The sequence below is a fragment of the Nonomuraea sp. NPDC049709 genome, assembly GCF_040674815.1.
GTDB lineage: Bacteria > Actinomycetota > Actinomycetes > Streptosporangiales > Streptosporangiaceae > Nonomuraea.
In genome coordinates this window covers 43,253-58,666 of sequence record NZ_JBFANM010000012.1, presented here as the reverse complement: position 1 = coordinate 58,666, position 15,414 = coordinate 43,253, and the positions used below count along the sequence as shown (strand labels likewise).

The 15,414-nt window shown below is 71.3% G+C and carries 16 protein-coding genes; 8 read left to right on the top strand and 8 right to left on the bottom strand.

The features are described 5' to 3' along the window. Positions 1-51: 51 nt before the first annotated feature. Complete coding sequence (ligA, locus tag AB0J69_RS14180; protein ID WP_364116791.1) at positions 52-2,151, bottom strand: NAD-dependent DNA ligase LigA; 2,100 nt, start codon at positions 2,149-2,151, stop codon at positions 52-54. A 138-nt stretch (positions 2,152-2,289) separates the two neighbouring features. Then, the gene (locus AB0J69_RS14175; protein ID WP_364116789.1) at positions 2,290-3,738 is read right to left on the bottom strand and encodes an ankyrin repeat domain-containing protein; all 1,449 of its coding nucleotides are present in this window, start codon (positions 3,736-3,738) and stop codon (positions 2,290-2,292) included. Positions 3,739-3,930: 192 nt separating this feature from the next. On the opposite strand from AB0J69_RS14175, the gene AB0J69_RS14170 reads away from it, so the two are divergent. After that, positions 3,931-5,043 carry an FAD-dependent monooxygenase gene (locus AB0J69_RS14170; protein ID WP_364116788.1) on the top strand — a complete coding sequence of 371 codons (1,113 nt, stop codon included), beginning with the start codon at positions 3,931-3,933 and terminating at the stop codon, positions 5,041-5,043. 77 nt (positions 5,044-5,120) lie between these two features. Here the strand turns inward: AB0J69_RS14170 and AB0J69_RS14165 are convergent, their stop codons facing one another. Together AB0J69_RS14165 and AB0J69_RS14160 are read right to left on the bottom strand one after the other, a co-directional pair. Next, positions 5,121-5,804: a hypothetical protein gene (locus AB0J69_RS14165; RefSeq protein WP_364116786.1), complete on the bottom strand. Its 684-nt coding sequence runs from the start codon at positions 5,802-5,804 to the stop codon at positions 5,121-5,123. A 145-nt stretch (positions 5,805-5,949) separates the two neighbouring features. Then, a complete protein-coding gene (locus AB0J69_RS14160) occupies positions 5,950-6,495 on the bottom strand; it encodes a YceI family protein (RefSeq protein ID WP_364116784.1) in 546 nt (181 codons plus the stop codon). A gap of 83 nt (positions 6,496-6,578) precedes the next feature. Between AB0J69_RS14160 and AB0J69_RS14155 the strand changes: the two genes are divergently transcribed. Continuing rightward, positions 6,579-7,034 carry a MarR family transcriptional regulator gene (locus AB0J69_RS14155; protein WP_364116782.1) on the top strand — a complete coding sequence of 152 codons (456 nt, stop codon included), beginning with the start codon at positions 6,579-6,581 and terminating at the stop codon, positions 7,032-7,034. Here AB0J69_RS14155 and AB0J69_RS14150 read toward each other — a convergent pair. Both AB0J69_RS14150 and AB0J69_RS14145 read right to left on the bottom strand, forming a co-directional pair. Then, positions 6,994-8,286, bottom strand: coding sequence for an MATE family efflux transporter (locus AB0J69_RS14150; protein ID WP_364116780.1), 1,293 nt, complete (start codon positions 8,284-8,286; stop codon positions 6,994-6,996). The two genes, AB0J69_RS14155 and AB0J69_RS14150, sit on opposite strands and share 41 nt — an antisense overlap. A 54-nt stretch (positions 8,287-8,340) precedes the next feature. Further along, complete coding sequence (locus tag AB0J69_RS14145; RefSeq protein ID WP_364116778.1) at positions 8,341-8,811, bottom strand: PPOX class F420-dependent oxidoreductase; 471 nt, start codon at positions 8,809-8,811, stop codon at positions 8,341-8,343. Between the two features lie 144 nt (positions 8,812-8,955). Between AB0J69_RS14145 and AB0J69_RS14140 the strand changes: the two genes are divergently transcribed. The 5 genes from AB0J69_RS14140 to AB0J69_RS14120 all read left to right on the top strand — a co-directional run bounded on the left by AB0J69_RS14140 (position 8,956) and on the right by AB0J69_RS14120 (position 13,650). Further along, positions 8,956-10,323 (top strand): acetamidase/formamidase family protein, encoded by a 1,368-nt coding sequence (locus AB0J69_RS14140; RefSeq protein ID WP_364116776.1) that lies wholly within the window; start codon positions 8,956-8,958, stop codon positions 10,321-10,323. 119 nt (positions 10,324-10,442) lie between these two features. Continuing rightward, positions 10,443-11,477 carry an NAD(P)-dependent alcohol dehydrogenase gene (locus tag AB0J69_RS14135; RefSeq protein WP_364116774.1) on the top strand — a complete coding sequence of 345 codons (1,035 nt, stop codon included), beginning with the start codon at positions 10,443-10,445 and terminating at the stop codon, positions 11,475-11,477. A 3-nt stretch (positions 11,478-11,480) separates the two neighbouring features. Beyond that, positions 11,481-12,452: an amidohydrolase family protein gene (locus AB0J69_RS14130; protein WP_364116773.1), complete on the top strand. Its 972-nt coding sequence runs from the start codon at positions 11,481-11,483 to the stop codon at positions 12,450-12,452. Next, positions 12,449-13,096 (top strand): iron-sulfur cluster assembly protein, encoded by a 648-nt coding sequence (locus tag AB0J69_RS14125; protein WP_364116771.1) that lies wholly within the window; start codon positions 12,449-12,451, stop codon positions 13,094-13,096. Before AB0J69_RS14130 ends, AB0J69_RS14125 begins: the two co-directional genes overlap by 4 nt. A 140-nt stretch (positions 13,097-13,236) precedes the next feature. After that, positions 13,237-13,650 (top strand): hypothetical protein, encoded by a 414-nt coding sequence (locus AB0J69_RS14120; protein ID WP_364116762.1) that lies wholly within the window; start codon positions 13,237-13,239, stop codon positions 13,648-13,650. Here AB0J69_RS14120 and AB0J69_RS14115 read toward each other — a convergent pair. Together AB0J69_RS14115 and AB0J69_RS14110 are read right to left on the bottom strand one after the other, a co-directional pair. Continuing rightward, entirely contained in the window at positions 13,647-14,081 is a 435-nt protein-coding gene (locus tag AB0J69_RS14115) for an anthrone oxygenase family protein (RefSeq protein WP_364116770.1), read from the bottom strand. The genes AB0J69_RS14120 and AB0J69_RS14115 overlap by 4 nt on opposite strands. A 77-nt stretch (positions 14,082-14,158) precedes the next feature. Then, on the bottom strand, positions 14,159-14,689 hold the full coding sequence (locus AB0J69_RS14110; protein ID WP_364116768.1) for a peroxidase-related enzyme: 531 nt from the start codon (positions 14,687-14,689) through the stop codon (positions 14,159-14,161). A 48-nt stretch (positions 14,690-14,737) separates the two neighbouring features. Here AB0J69_RS14110 and AB0J69_RS14105 point away from each other — a divergent pair, with 48 nt between their 5' ends. After that, entirely contained in the window at positions 14,738-15,319 is a 582-nt protein-coding gene (locus tag AB0J69_RS14105; RefSeq protein ID WP_364116766.1) for a hypothetical protein, read from the top strand. Positions 15,320-15,414 lie beyond the last annotated feature (95 nt).

The window sequence follows — 15,414 nt, the reverse complement described above, 5'->3', positions numbered from 1 at the left end:
CACGCCACCCCTGGAAACGGCCTCCGCCCAAGCTCCGGGAAGTCGCCGCGATCACCCTCCCATGAACGCGCCGACCTGCTCGGCGAACTCCTCCGGACTCACGATCCGCACCCCCAAGGTCTCGGCCTTGGCCCGCTTGGAGCCCGCCTTCTCGCCCGCCACCAGCAGGGACGTCTTGGCGGAGACGCTGGAGGAGGCCTTGCCCCCGGCCCGTTCGATCAGCTCGTTGACCTCGTTGCGCGACAGCGCCGCCAGCGGCCCCGTCATCGCGCCGGTGACCACCACCGACATCGACGCCAGCGGCAGCTCGACCACCGACCCCCCGGACTGCCCGGGCTCCTCGGAGTTCGCGGATCTCTCGGCGGGCGGGGTGGCACCGGGCTCGGTCATGTTCACCCCGGCCTGGACGAGCTTGTCGATGAGCGGGCCCAGCTCGATCAGCTCATCGACCACGACCGGCGCCTTCTCCGGGCCGATGCCGTCCACCTGCTGGATCGCCTCGGCGTCGGCGGCCCGGATGGCGGCCATGGTGGCGAAGTGGCGGGCGATGCGCCGGCTCATCGAGCGGCCGGTGCCCCGCACCCCGAGCGCCGCGAACACCCTGCTCAGCGGCCGCGTCCTGGCCTGCTCGATGGCCGCGAGCAGGTTGTCGGTGCTGGTCTCGCCCATGCGCTCCAGCCCGAGCAACTGCTCCCGGGTCAGGAAGAACAGGTCGGCGAAGTCGGCGATCAGGCCGGCGTCCAGTAGCTGCTGGATGCGGTTCACCGCCAGCCCCTCGATGTCGAGCGTGTCGCGCTCGACCGCGTACGTGATGGACGCGATCGCCCGGCACCCGCGCCCGCGCACGCACCGCCAGCGCTCCTGCGAGCTGTCGATCGCGTCGCCGCAGGACGGGCAGACCTCCGGGATCGCGATCGGCTCCTCCGCACCGGTGCGCAGGTGGACCACCGGCGCCTCGACCCGGGGGATCACGTCGCCCGCCTTGTAGACGGTCACGCTGTCGCCGAGCATCAGGCCACGCCGGGTGATGTCGGCGACGTTGTGCAGGGTCGCGTATGTGACGATGCTGCCGTCCAGCTCGACCGGCTCCAGCACCGCGCGCGGGGCGATGATGCCGGTGCGTCCGGTGTTCCACTCCACGCGGAGCAGCTTGGTGATCTTCTCGGTGGCGGGCAGCTTGTACGCGATCGCCCACCGCGGCGCCCGCGAGCTGAACCCGGCCTCGGCCTGGTCGGCCGCCAGGTCGCACTTGATCACGATGCCGTCGATGCCGAACGGCAGCTCGGCACGCGCTGCCCCGATCTCCCCGACGCGCTCCTGCACCCGCTCCAGCGTCTCCGCCACGATCCCGGCCACCGGCGTGGCGGCCGTGGTCTGCACGCCCTGCGCGGCGACCCAGTGCATGATCTCGCTGTGCGGCAGCTCGCGCAGGCGTACGGCCAGCTCGGAGCCGTCGCCCGGGGGCGGCAGGACGCCGTAGCCGAAGAACGTCAGCTCGCACACGTAGGGCCGGTCCTGCGCCCGCAACGTGCCCGCGGCGGCGCTGCGCGGGTTGGCGAACGTCGTGCCGTCGTGAGCCTGCCGCTTGGCGCACGCCTCCTCGAACTGCGAGGTGGTCATCATCACCTCGCCGCGCAACTCCACCGTGACCGCGTCGGCCAGCCGGTCGGGCAGGCCGACGATGGTCCCGATGGCGTGCGAGACGTCCTCACCCGCGGTGCCGTCGCCGCGCGTGACGAGCTGCGCCAGGCGGCCGTTACGGTAGCGGGCGGAGATCGCCAGCCCGTCGAGCTTGGGCTCCACGCTCCACCGCGTGACCGGCCGGCCGAGCCGCCGCTCCAGCCCGGCCGCCCAGTCGGCGAGCTGCTCGGCGCCGAACACGTTGTCCAGGCTGAGCATCGGCACGGTGTGCGGCACGTCGCCCACCACGGCCCCGCCGGCGACCTTGCCCGTCGGCGAGGCCGGCAGCACCGACTCGGGATGCTCCTCCTCGTAGGCCTGGATGCCGCGAACCAGCCGGTCGTAGGCGTCGTCGTCGAGCGTCGAGGTGCCGTCGGCGTAGTAGGCGGCCGCGGAGTCCACGGCCAGCTGGACGGCTTCGGCGTAGGCCGTGTCGTCGGCCAGCGCGGTGATGGGGGGCGTCTCGGTCATGGCTTCATCATGGCGAGTGCCACCGACAATTCCACCCCCGACGATCACCACTTCCACACCTCGCTTCGCAGGTAGGCCGCCTCTTGCGAGATCGGCTCACACTCCACAGGCGTACGCCGCCGTGGCGGACTCGCCGGCTCACTCCTGCCCGGCGACGCTCCGCAGGTAGGCCGCCACCTGATGCTTGCCACCGTAGTCGGCCCAGCCGAGCGGTGTCGCATCATGCTCGGCGTCCTTGATCGTCGGGTCGGCCCCGAGCTCGATCAGCGTCCTGGCCGTCTCGACGTCGTCGTTCCAGGCCGCTGCGTGCAGCGGAGTGGACCGGTGCAGGTGGTTCACGTCGAACCCGAGGCCGGCGAGCAACCGTACCGCCGCCGGTTTGCGCTGGCCGGCCGCGCTGTGGATCAGCCCCGGGGCGCGAGCGAGCGCCCGGGCCGCCGCCTCCGGACCGAACGCGGCCACCGCGCCGGCGTCGGCGCGCATGCAGGCGGCGGTGAACGCGTCGTCCTCGTCCAGCGTCGCCGTGGCGCCCGCCTCGGCGAGGAGCTCCGCGACCTCGGTGTGCCCGTTCAGCAGGGCCAGCGCGTACGGCGTGCGCCCCCCGTACGCCAGATGCTCGCCGAGCCCGTCCACCTCCGCCCCGTGCGCCAGCAGCAGCCGCGCCCGCGCCGGCCCGCCCCGCAGCGCGGCGGTCGCCAGCTCCTCGCGCAGCAGTTGCCGCGGGGACTGGATCGTCGGCCCCAGCCGCGCACGCCACGGCCCACCCGCCCCCCGCCCCAGCCCGAACTCCAGCAGCAGCCGAAGATGGTCGACGTCGTCCGAGAACGTCCCGCCGAGCCCGAGGTTGTAGAGCGCCTGGCCGTCGTTGGGATCCGCCCCGGCCTCCAGCAGCAGCCGCGCCAGCGCCATCCCCTCCGGATGCGGCGGCTGGTCACCCTCCCCGCCCCCGAGCGCGCCGGTGAGCGCCGTGAACGGCGAGGTCAGCCCGTCCCACAGGAATCCGGCGTTCGGATCGGCACCGTGTTCGAGGAGAACCCGGGCCGCCGCCACGTAATGACCCGGAGCCTTGAGCCGCGCATAGGCCAGGTACAGCAGCGGCTCCCACCCGAAGGGCCCGCCCTGCGACCGCGCGAGCCCGGGATCGTCGGCCAGCACCACGGCCAGCGCGCCGGCCGACCCGGTGGCGGCCATGGTGAAGACATTCGCGGTGGAGAGGTCTGGCTGCCGGGCCAGCAGGAGGTCGGCCTCGTCGGTCCGGCCGGGGTAGTCGGAGCCGTACGTGAGGCAGGCCAGCCGCAGGAACTCCTCCGGCAGGTCCGCTCGCGGCGGGACCTCGTGCGGCGAGCGGGAGTAACGCTCGACGGTGGCGAGATGCTCCGTCAGCCTGGGCCAGCTCGCGAAGCCGTACATGCGGGCGGTGACGAGCTGCGCGTCCGACAGCTTGAGCGTCGCAGGCGGCCGGGGATGGAACTCGGCGACGAGCCCGCGCGCCTCGGGCGCTCCCGCGTCCACCTGCTTGAGGAGGGTCTTGGCCTGCTTGCGGAGCCGTTCGAGGCTGGGGTTGTCGGGCAGACGATGGATGGGCACGATGGCCTCCTTTCCGTCTGGCCTGGTGTCCGCATGGTCAGGCCGGAAAAGAGGTCGGGCCGAGGTCGTACGGTGAACTCCAGGTGGGCTTCGCCCTTCCCGCGGACCGGTGGCGTCCTGCGCGCGCACCACCCACCTTACGCCTGCTCTCCTTCGTACGGGAGAAGGCGAGGAACCCTTTGGACCGAGGCGGTGCTGCGCGGTCGGCTCGCCGAGCTGGGTGGGAAGGTGGAGCACGGCACGGCGCTCACCGGCTTCGAACAGGACGAGCGCGGGGTGACCGCCAGGCTGGGCACCGGCGAGAGCGTGCGAGCGCGCTACCTGATCGCGGCGGACGGCGGCAGGAGCCGGGTACGCAAGGCCCTGGGCATCGGCTTCACCGGGGAGACTCGCGAGGAGGAGCGGATGGCCCTGGCCGACGTACGCGTCGAGGGCCTCGACCGCGACCACATCCACGCCTGGGTGCGCCCCGGCAAGGGCATGGTGGCCCTCTACCCGATGGCCGGCACCGACACCTTCCAGCTGCTCGCCACCCCGAGGCCCGGCATCGAGCCGGAGCCGACACTCGGCTGGCACCAGCGCACCTTCGCGGAGCGCTCGATGACGCGCGGCGTCCGCCTGACCGAGCTCCTGTGGTCCTCCTTCTACCGGGTGAACATCCGCCTCGCCGACCGCTACCGCTCCGGCCGCGTCTTCCTGGCCGGGGACGCCGTGCACGTGCATCCGCCGGCGGGAGGCCAGGGCCCGCATGTTCGACCTCCTGCGCGGCCCGCACTCCACCCTCCTGTCCCCCGGCCCCGCCCCTCGCATCCCGGGCGGCCCGGAGGTACGCACGTATCGCCCGGCGCGACCGTACGGCGAGGAACGGCACACCCTCATCCGCCCGGACGGCTACGTCGGCATCGCCACCTCCTCCACCGACGAGCTGGCCGCCTACCTCGCCATGGTCTGACCCACTACGCTCGTGACCTCGCAAACCCGCCGCACCACGAAGGACGTCTGGGCATGGGCAAGCTGGTACGGGACCGCATCCCGGAGATCATCCGGCGTACCGGCGAGGAGCCGGTGATCACGATCCTCGGGGAACCCGAGTATCGCGCGGCCCTGATGGCCAAGCTGTTCGAGGAGGCGACCGAGGTGAGTGAGGCCCCGCCGGAGGAGGTGGCCGGGGAGCTCGCCGACGTGTACGAGGTGCTCAGGGCACTGGCGGCGGCCCACGGGCACGACTGGCAGGAGATCGAGAGGACGGCGGAGGCCAAGCGCGAGGAGCGCGGCGCCTTCAAGGACCGCCTCTACCTGGCCTGACACCCCACCGCTCCGGGACACGCGCCCGGGGACAGCGGGGCGCGGGATTGCCAGGTGGTGCAGACGGCCGGCGGGTTTCAGGTCGCCGGCTCGTCGAAGACGTCCTCGACGCTCTTGGCGGTGGCCGCGCGGGTCACCCAGGTGCGGAGCTGGGTGAGGTCGGCGCCGCTGACGATGCGGGTGCGGGTGTCGTCGGGGACGTCGAGGCCGCGGGTGGCCAGGACGAGCAGGAGGATTCTGGCGGCCATCTCTTTCCTGCCGGCGGTCCGGCCTTCTTCCAGGCCGCGGGTGAAGGGGCTGTGGGCCAGCCAGGTGGCGGACGTCATGATCTCTTCGAGGTGCCACATCTCAGGTGAGTGCAGGTCGGAGTCGGGGATGCCGTACGGGCCGAGGACCTGCGCCTGGAAGTGGTAGCCGGTCAGCCCTGACGTGATCGGTCGCGCGTAGTGGGCGGCGATCTCGTGGTCGGGGCAGACGAGCAGGACCGTGACGTCGCAGTCCAGCCTCAGCCACAACGCGGCGGCGTCGCGGGCGAGTCGCTCGGCGGTCCTGCTGGTGTCCTGCGGGATCTCCACGATGATCGCGTGCGCGGGGGATCGTGGCGGGCCGAGGGTCAGGGCCAGGGTGCCGTCGTACGGGTCCAGCCGGGTCGGGGTGGCGAAGGGCAGGTCCACGGCCATGAGGTCACGCAGGATCTCGACCGCCAGCTGGGGGTGGTCGTGGAACAACTGGACGAGGACGTCGTATCGGGGGGACGGCACGCCGCTCATTGTGACATGAGAGACGCGGACGGTGACGGCGATCCAGGGAGACAGAGGGTGGAGGCGGTGCCGAGCGCCGGGTACGGGGTGCTTCTCCTGGCCGGAGGGCGCGCTCTTCGGCCAGGAGATGGAGGTGCACGAGCGGTCAGCCGGTCTTGACGGCGGACAGGTCGAACTCGAGGGTGATCTTCTCCGAGACCATCACGCCCCCGGTCTCCAGCAGGGCGTTGAAGCTGACCCCGTAGTCCCTGCGGTCGATCACCATGCCGCCCTCGAACCCGGCCCGCTTGAACCCCTGCGTGTCGACAGAGGTGCCGGTGTAGTCGAGCGGAACGGTCACCTGCCGGGTGACGCCGTGGAGGGTCAGCGCGCCGGTGACCTCGAAGCTGTCGCCCCCGACGTGCTTCACGCCCGTGCTGGTGAACGTGATGTGCGGGTGAGCGGCGACGTCCAGGAAGTCGCCGGTGCGCAGGTGGCCGTCACGCTGGGCGTTGCCGGTCTCGACGCCCGCGGCGTCCAGGACCACGCGGACGCTGGAGGCTGCCGGGTCGGCGGCGTCCAGGTGGACGGTGGCCTCCACGATGGGGAAGCTGCCGCGCACCTTGGTCACCATCGCGTGCCGGGCGGCGAAACCGAAGCGACTGTGCGCCGGGTCGATGGTGTACGCGCCGGTGAGGTCGCTGGGAAACATGCCAGGCTCCTTCAGTGCTGAAATATCCAGCACGACAGTACCTCCAGATATTCCAGTGCGCAACTATTTAGTACGATGCCGATGTGACGAGATGGCTCGCTGACGACGAACAACGTGCCTGGCGCGCCTTCGCGCTGGCCACGCGCCTGCTGACCGACCGCCTGGAACGCGACCTGCAGACGGCGGCCGGCATGCCGCCGACCTACTACGAGCTGCTGGTGCTGCTCTCCGAGGCGCCGCAGCGCACCCTGCGCATGAGCGAGCTGGCGCACTGGACCAACTCCAAGCCGAGCCGCATCTCCCACGCGGTCAACAAGCTCGAACAGAGCGGCTGGGTGCGCAGGGAGCACTACGAGGGCGACCGGCGCGGCTGGCTGGCGGTGCTGACCGACGAGGGCCTGGCGGCGCTGGAGACCGCGGCTCCGGCCCACGTGGAGAGCGTGCGTGCCCATCTCGTCGACCTGCTGACTCCCGAGCAGATCCGGCAGCTGGGCGAGATCAGCCAGGTTCTTCTCGAGCACCTGACCGAGGAGAAATAGCGGCGCTGTGCCGGGTGAAGCCGGCGGCCTGCACGGCGAGGATGAGCGCGCGGGCGGCGGTCAACGCCGTCCACAGGCCGGTCAGGCCCCAGGCCGCCGTCACGGGTGTCATGGCGACGGCGAGCAGGCCGTACCCGAGGACGGCCGAGCCCAGGCTCCAGGTGGAGCGCCTGAGCCCCATCAGGCCGGCGGACAGCACGATCCCGCAGTTGTTCGCCAGGGAGTAGGCCAGGAGGAGCGGCAGGAGGGGGAGGGCGGCGGCGAGCACGCGGGGGTCGGAGGTGAACAGTCCGAGTGCCGCCGCGCCGAGCAGGAGCAGCGCGAGCCCGGCGGTGAGCGTGCCGGTGGAGGCGATGGCCAGGGCGGCCCGGTTGGCGCGGCGGGCATCGGCGGGGGAACGCGATCGGGCGATCTCCGGCGTCGCGGCCTGGGCGACGGCGAAGGCGGCCAGGCCGAGGAGGCCGTCGAGTGCGGCGAGGATGGCGTGGGCGGCGGCGGCGTGGGGGCCCGTGCGCGCGGCGGCGTAGGTGGCGCCGCCCATCACCGCGAACTTGAGGACGACCGAGGCGGACATCGGGATGCCCAGCCTGGCCATGCGCAGGATCTGGCGAGGGCGGGGACGCCGGGGGAGCAGGGACTGGCCGGCGAACTCGGGCCGGCGGAGCAGGAGGGCGTTCGAGAGGGTGAGGGCCAGGGCGGTGGAGGTCAGGAGGGCGAGGGCGGCACCGTGCGCGCCCATCGGGGGCACCAGGACGAGGAGCAGGATCACCTCCGCGGCCGTGCTCGTCAGGCCCGACCGGAGCACGAGGCGGCTGTGCCCGAGCGCGATCAGCACCCCGTTCGCGCCGCCGCCCGCGGCGGCCAGCAGCACCTGGAGGGCGAAGATCTGCGGCAACGCGCCCAGGTCGTAGGACACGCCGCTGAGGCGGGTGATCAGCGGGACGGCGAGCATGACGCCCGCGCCGACCACTCCGATCCCCAGGGACAACCAGCGTGCGTCCTTCAGGATGGGCAGCGCCTCGGCGGGGTGGTCCCGGCAGGTCGCGACGAACGGGGACATCCCGCGCAGCCCGCCGGACACGGCCGCGGTGACCGGGTTGAGCACCGCGCAGACGAGCGCGAAGGCGGCCAGTTGCGCCGTCCCCTGGTGCCCGAGCAGGGAGGTGCCGAGGAGCTGGGCGATGATCCCGGCACTCATGGACAGGAAGAGGGGGAACGCCGCGTTCAGGATGGTGCGGTGGGGAGAGGGCATGAAAAGCAAAATCCCGGGCGGGGCGGACCTCGCTCGGGATGCAAGATCATTATATCACCCTCCGGTGGCCAGCCGCGCGGGGAAGCCGCCGGTGGCGATGGGGCCCCAGCGGTCGATGTGGATGCGGATCAGCGACTTGTCCTGGCGGCGCATGGCCTCGCGGTACTCGTCCCAGTCGGGGTGCTCGCCGGCGATACAGCGGTAGTACCCGACCAGCGCTTCGAGCGCCTCGGGCATGTCGAGCACCTCGGCGCGGCCGTCCACCTGCACGTACGGGCCGTTCCAGTCGTCGGACAGGACGCAGATCGACACGCGCTCGTCACGCCGGGCGTTGGTCGCCTTGGCGCGGTCGGGGTACGTGGAGACCACGATCCGGCCGTCCTCGTCGACGCCGCAGCTCACGGGGGAGAGTTGCGGGCGGCCGTCCGTACGGGTGGTGGACAGCAGGCCGTGGTGCCGGGGGCGGAGGAACTCGAGCAGTTCGGGCAGTTCGACGCGGCGGGCGGTCGCGATGTTCGGAGCCATCTCGGATGCCTTTCGAGTATGTCCTTCGAGGTCAGACTTCGATCTGATCCTTTCACTTCTGTCCGAGGCAAGGCCGAAACAGCCGCGTAACGGGCGTACTGCATGATCGGTGGCAACCTTCCGGCCGGTGACGCGAGGAGAGCCATGAGCGTGCCGAAGAGCCCGAGCGACGTACGCGACGCCCTGATCGCGAGACTTGGACGACGGAGTTTCCTGCGCGCGGCGGCGGCCGTGGGCGGGGCGGGCGGTGGGCTGCTGGCCGCCTCGCGCGCCGCGACGGCCGCCACGAGCGGCACGCCGACGCTGCCCCGGGAGATCCTGCAACCCCGCAAGGGCCCGATCCACGGCAGGCACTACCTGCCCTCCGCCGTCGAGCAGGTCAGATGGGGGTACGTGCCGTCGGTGGGCAGCGAGCCGGTGCTCCGGATGCGGTCGGGGGAGACGGTCACCATCGACACGGTCTCGCACGAGGGGATCCTGGAGGACCAGGGCCGCGACCCGGTCGCGTACTTCGGCGGGCACGGCGTGCCCCGCGCGAACGTGCTCCAGGACGCCATCGCGATCGCCCGCGACTACTCCCGCACGACCCGCGACTTCGACGTCGACGGCCCGCACGTCGTGACCGGCCCCGTCCACGTGGACGGCGCGCGGCCGGGGGACGTGCTCAAGGTCGAGATGCTCTCGCTGCTGCCCCGCGTGCCGTACGGGGTCGTGTCGAGCCGGCACGGCAAGGGGGCGCTGGCCCGGCAGGCCGGGGGCGGCGCGCCGGACGGGATCACCCTGGAGGAGGTCATGCCGCCGGTGGCGACCGACGGGCGGCCCACCGGCGACCCGACCCGGTACGGCAACGTGTCCGTGTTCACCCCGGTACGCCGGGGGCGGAGGGGCGTGCCGAGCGGGGTCATGAAGCGCGGGAGGTCGGGGGAGGTGACGTTCCCGCTGCGCCCGTTCATGGGGATGATGGGCGTCGCGTTCGCCTCCGCGAGCGGGCCGACCGATCCCGCGCTCAACTCGATCCCGCCCACCCTCGGCGGCGGTAACATCGACATCAACCTGCTCGGCGCGGGCGCCACCTTCTACCTGCCGGTGTTCGCCGAGGGCGCGCTCTTCTACACCGGTGACCCGCACCACGCGATGGGCGGCGGGGAGGCGGCGCTGACCGCGATGGAGGGCTCGCTGCGCGGCACCTTCCGGCTCACCGTGTGCAAGGCGGGCTCCGGCGACGCGCCCTCGGTCGCCTTCCACTACCCGTTCGCCGAGACCCCGGACGCGTGGCTGCCGATCGGCCTGTCCGACCCCGACGGGTCGCGGAACGGCCAGGTGAACGATCTCGACGTCGCCATGCGGCGCGCGGTCGTCAACGCGCTCGACTTCCTGGAGCACGACCAGGGCATGGAGCGCGCGGTCGCCTACGCCTACCTTTCGGCGGCCACCGACTTCGAGGTGTCGCAGGTGGTCGACCGGACCACGGGCGTGCACGGCGTGATCCTCAAGGAGCACTTCTCGGACTGACCGCGTAGCCGGTCCCATGGAGGGGCCGAAATTACCGCGTTATGAAATTTCGGTTGTTGACCGCTCCCGGCACGCGCGCGAACGATCGGGCATAAGCGCGCTACGAGGGAGCGGTCGGGATGAAAGCCGTACGTCTGCACGAGTACACCAAGCGTCCGGTCGTCGAGGAGGTCCCGGAGCCTCGGGCCGACGGCCCGCTCGACGTGCTGGTCGAGATCGGCGGGGCCGGGCTGTGCCGTACCGACCTGCACATCGTCGAGGGGCAGTGGGCGCAGAAGTCCGGCGTGCGCCTGCCGTACACGATCGGGCACGAGAACGCCGGGTGGGTGCGCGAGGTCGGCGCGGCCGTGACGAACGTCCGGCCCGGTGACGCGGTCATCCTGCACCCGCTGGTCACCTGCGGGTTGTGCCGGGCCTGCCGGGCGGGCGACGACGTGCACTGCGCGAACTCGCGCTTCCCCGGCATCGACTCCGACGGCGGCATGGCCGAGCTGCTGCTCACCACCGCCCGGTCGGTGGTGAAGCTGAGCCCCTCCCTGCAGCCGGCCGACGTCGCCGCGCTGGCCGACGCGGGCCTGACCGCCTATCACGCGGTATGCAAGGCGGTGCCGCTGCTCCACCCCGGTACGCGGGTCGTCGTGATCGGCGCCGGCGGGCTCGGGCACATCGGCGTGCAGTGCCTGGCCGCCATGACGCCCGCCGAGATCATCGTCGTCGACCGGTCGGCCGAGGCGCTCAAGCTCGCCGAGGGGTACGGCGCCGCGCACACCGTGCCCGCCGACGGCCGGCAGGTGGAGGCGGTGGCCGACCTCACCGATGGCGAGGGCGCGCACGTGGTGCTGGACTTCGTCGGCGAGGGCGGCGCGGAGCGGCAGGGGGTGGCGATGTTGCGGCGCGCGGGGTCGTACTTCTCGATCGGGTACGGCGGGCGCGTCGAGATCCCCACCATCGACATCATCTCCACCGAGATCAACGTCATCGGGAACCTCGTCGGCTCCTACAACGACCTGGACGAGCTGATGGCCCTCGCCGCCCAGGGAAAGGTGCGCCTGCACACCAGGACGTATCCGCTCGACGCCGTCAACGACGCCATGGACGACCTGGACGGCGGCCGTCTGCAGGGCCGGGGAATCCTCGTGCCGGCAAGGAGCTAACGGATGTACGAGAAGGACGGCCAGCGGTATTTCGTCGTGGACGGGCACGTGCACTTCTGGGACGGTCGCCCGTCGAACCAGGCCAACCGCTACGGCGAGGGTTTCATCAACTGCTTCTACGACTACCACCGCAATCTCTCGCCGGAGTCCGAGGTGTGGTCGCTGGAGGAGTTCTGGCAGCAGAGCCAGGAACGGGTGCTGCACGACCTGTTCCAGGCCGGCTACGTGGACCGGGCCATCTTCCAGCCGACCTACCTCAACGAGTTCTTCGTCAACGGCTTCAACACCACCGAGCAGGACGGGGCGTTCGCGGAGAAGTACCCGGACAAGTTCATCGTCAACGGGTCGTGGGACCCGCGCGACGGCGAGCCGGGGCTCGACGCGCTGCGGGCGCTGGCCGAGCGGTGGCACCTCAAGGGCGTCAAGCTCTACACCGCCGAGTGGAAGGGCTCCTCGAAGGGCTGGAAGCTCACCGACCCGTGGGCCTACCGGTACCTGGAGACCTGCCAGGAGCTCGGGATCCGCAACATCCACGTGCACAAGGGCCCGACGATCTACCCGCTCAACCTGGACGCGTTCGACGTGACCGACGTGGACGAGGTCGCGACCGCGTTCCCGGAGCTGCGGTTCATCGTCGAGCACTGCGGGCTGCCCCGGCTGGAGGACTTCTGCTGGATCGCCACGCAGGAGCCGAACGTGTACGCCGGGCTCGCGGTCGCGATGCCGTTCATCCACACCCGGCCGCGCTATTTCGCGCAGATCATCGGCGAGCTGCTCTACTGGGTCGGCGAGGACCGCATCACGTTCGCCAGCGACTACGCCATCTGGACGCCCAAGTGGCTCATCGAGAAGTTCGTGGACTTCCAGATCCCCGAGGACATGCGCGGCGAATACGGCGAGCTGACCCCCGAGATCCGGCGGAAGATCCTGGGCGTGAACCTGGCCCGGCTCTACGACCTGCCCGTTCCGGCATGAGCGCGATCTGGGACGCGCTGGCCACCGTGCGGGACCCGGAGCTGGACGAACCGATCACCGACCTCGGGTTCGTCGGCTCGGCCGAGGTCCGCGACGGCCGCGCATCGGTGCGGCTGCGGCTGCCGACCTACTTCTGCGCGCCGAACTTCGCCTACCTGATGGTGGCCGACGCCCGCGACGCGGTGCGGGCGGTGCCGGGCGTCGTGTCGGTGGACGTGCGGCTGGCGGACCACTTCGCGGCCGACGAGATCAACGCGGGCGTGGCGGAGGGGGACGGGTTCGCCGGGACCTTTCCCGGTCAGGCCCGGGGAGAGCTGGACGAGCTGCGGCTGGTGTTCCGGCGCAAGGCGTACCTGGCGAGCCTGGAGCGGCTGGTCGACCGGTGCGGAGTCGTCGCGCGGCTGGCGGACGTGCCGGACTGCCCGGAGCTGGCCGGGCTGCTCCGGCGCCGGGCCGAGCTCGGGCTGGACTGCGCGCCGGGGTCCGCGCTGCTGCTCGACGAGCGCGGGGCGCCCATCCCGGAGGAGGAGGCCGAGCGCCGGTTGCGGTTCGCCCGCGTGGTGCGGGTCAGCATCGAGGGCAACGCCGGGTTCTGCCGGGGGTTGCTGCGTACGCGCTATGCGGGGGCGGAGTCTTCGTCCTAGACCGCTCGCCGGATGACGTTTCCCCATGTGGCGCTGATCACCTCTGATGTGTGGATTCCTGCACAGTTGATCGCTTGTGGTCTCCGTACTGTCTGTCTTGCCGGAAACACCCCGGCAGTACTGACAGGGAGGAACCCGAAATGCGTAAGACTCTTGCGATCGCCGCTCTGGCCGGTTCGATGGCCGTGACCGGTCTGGCGCTCAGCCCGGCCGCCGCCCAGGCGAGCACCACGACCCAGTCGGCCGCGACGCAGTCGACGGGGACGAGCTGGGGGAAGTTCTTCTCCAGTGACGGTAAGGCGTACACGTTCGGCAGGACGTGGAAGTCCGGTGGCAAGGTGTTCACGAAGTGGTACGGCGTGGACAAGGTCGGCGGGAAGAAGGGCTGGGTGTGGTTCGAGGTCTACCAGAACGGCGCCTGGCACAAGTTCAACAAGTCGTGGGACGGCAAGGTCGTGGGTTCGTGGAGTGGCCGGGGGATCGGGAAGGTGTACACCTTCACCTGCTGGGCCGGCAAGTTCGACAACTGCGGCAAGAAGTACCGCATCTACTAGACGATCAGGGCGACGCCCACCAGGACGAGACCGGCCGCGCTGGCCACGGCGCGCAGCGTGTTGAAGGCGGTCCACCTCGGCGAATAGTCCTTCCAGGACATCGTCCCGGCGTCGAGGGCGTTGTTCATGGGCACGTTGATCACCATGGTGACCAGGAACGAGCCGACGAAGCTCACCCCGGCGGCGGCGAAGAACCAGATGGCGGCCGGGGCGTCCGCGAGGAAGCCGGTCACCAGAGCCGCGATCGGTGAGCCCAGGAACGCGAGGTAGAGCCACGGGTTGAGGATCTTCCGGTTGATGCTCCGCATCGCCGCCTCCGCCTGGTCGGGGTCGATGGCGTTCAGGCCCGGCATGACCGACATGGAGAAGGTGTAGAAGAGGCCCGTGAGGGCGCCGTGCAGCAGGAGTGTGACGAGAGCCATTACCAACATGGTTCATATGGTGACGGCTGACCGATGAGACGGTCCATGCCCGTTCCGCTCAATCCCATACGTGAGGGTCCACGATCTCAGAGGTAGCCGTGGGCGACGATGTGGGCGGCGCGATGGGCGTAGGGGGCGGGGTCGTCGGGGGCGGTGGTGGCCAGGCCGTCGACGTACCGGTTGAACATGCAGAACGCGGCGGCGATCAGCACCGTGTCGTGGATCTCGGTGTCGGTGGCGCCGGCCTCCCTGGCCGCCGCGACGTCCTCGGGGGTGACGGCGCTCCCGCCGTGCCGTACGGCCGCCGCGACGCGCAGCAGGGCGCGCAACTTGCCGGAAATGGGGGCGGTGTCGGGGGCCGCGCACGCGTGAGCGACGACCTCCTCGCCCCCGTCGAGCTGGGCGGCCGCGAAGGCCCCGTGGGACCTGGCGCAGAACCCGCACTCGTTGAGCGTGGAGACGTAGGAGGCGATGAGCTCGCGCTCGCCCCGCGACAGCGTGTTGTCACCGCGCAGCAGCACCTCGGCCAGCTCGCTCAGCACCTTGCCCGTCTCGGGACGGTAGCGCAGCAGCCCGACGATCCCGGGGGCGTCGTTGCCCAGGTCGATATGTGGCATCCGGTCCTCCAGATGGGGACATTACCGAATCGGTAATGTCTGCGAAGCATGGAGCTCTACATCTACTGGTTCGGCCACGCTCACGCCAGCAGGTACGACGTCGAGGACACCATCGATGAGGTCCTGGCCGGCAAGGGCCAGGTCACCGGCGGCGGCAGCGGCGACACCGGCGGGAACATCGACATAGAGATCGACGACGACGCCGACGTCGAGAGGCTCATGGGCCAGGTCGCCCGGGCGGTCTCGGCCGACCTCCCCGCGTACGCCTGCTACCAGCACGCCGACGACGAGGAGCAGCACCTGCTCCGCGAGCTTCTCCCGGAGCATCCCCGAGCGCCCGAGCACCTGCGGGCGGCGGGTGAGGGCATCCGCAGCGGGCTCAACAGCGCGCTGGAGGCGGCCGCGCCGGGGGGCCGGCTGCCGTTCCGGTGCGCGGCGTCCATGGTGGACGGCGCCACGGTGATCTCCCAGCTCGTCGGCCGGCTCAGCGTGGAGGACGCGCGGGAGCGGCTCGGGAGGTGGGCGGCCGGCGAGGCGTCATTCATGATCAGGAAGCCGCTCGAGCTGGTCGGCGCCACCGCCTGGGAAGCCCACTACAACGGCGTTCCCGTGCTGCGCGTGCCCGTGTAGCGGCGCTGGCGGCGCCGAGCTGAGCCCGTGGACGGCCGTGCTCAGGTGGCCGCCCAGCCGGCGCATGAGCGGGTCCCTGGCCCGTGTCGAGCGGG

Bases quoted from the DNA above. Each gene is read 5' to 3' on its own strand.
- ligA (WP_364116791.1), bottom strand. From the start codon at position 2,151: ATGACCGAGACGCCCCCCATCACCGCGCTGGCCGACGACACGGCCTAC.
- AB0J69_RS14160 (WP_364116784.1), bottom strand. From the start codon at position 6,495: ATGTTTCCCAGCGACCTCACCGGCGCGTACACCATCGACCCGGCGCAC.
- AB0J69_RS14150 (WP_364116780.1), bottom strand. From the start codon at position 8,286: ATGCCCTCTCCCCACCGCACCATCCTGAACGCGGCGTTCCCCCTCTTC.
- AB0J69_RS14145 (WP_364116778.1), bottom strand. From the start codon at position 8,811: ATGGCTCCGAACATCGCGACCGCCCGCCGCGTCGAACTGCCCGAACTG.
- AB0J69_RS14140 (WP_364116776.1), top strand. From the start codon at position 8,956: ATGAGCGTGCCGAAGAGCCCGAGCGACGTACGCGACGCCCTGATCGCG.
- AB0J69_RS14135 (WP_364116774.1), top strand. From the start codon at position 10,443: ATGAAAGCCGTACGTCTGCACGAGTACACCAAGCGTCCGGTCGTCGAG.
- AB0J69_RS14130 (WP_364116773.1), top strand. From the start codon at position 11,481: ATGTACGAGAAGGACGGCCAGCGGTATTTCGTCGTGGACGGGCACGTG.
- AB0J69_RS14125 (WP_364116771.1), top strand. From the start codon at position 12,449: ATGAGCGCGATCTGGGACGCGCTGGCCACCGTGCGGGACCCGGAGCTG.
- AB0J69_RS14120 (WP_364116762.1), top strand. From the start codon at position 13,237: ATGCGTAAGACTCTTGCGATCGCCGCTCTGGCCGGTTCGATGGCCGTG.
- AB0J69_RS14115 (WP_364116770.1), bottom strand. From the start codon at position 14,081: ATGTTGGTAATGGCTCTCGTCACACTCCTGCTGCACGGCGCCCTCACG.
- AB0J69_RS14110 (WP_364116768.1), bottom strand. From the start codon at position 14,689: ATGCCACATATCGACCTGGGCAACGACGCCCCCGGGATCGTCGGGCTG.
- AB0J69_RS14105 (WP_364116766.1), top strand. From the start codon at position 14,738: ATGGAGCTCTACATCTACTGGTTCGGCCACGCTCACGCCAGCAGGTAC.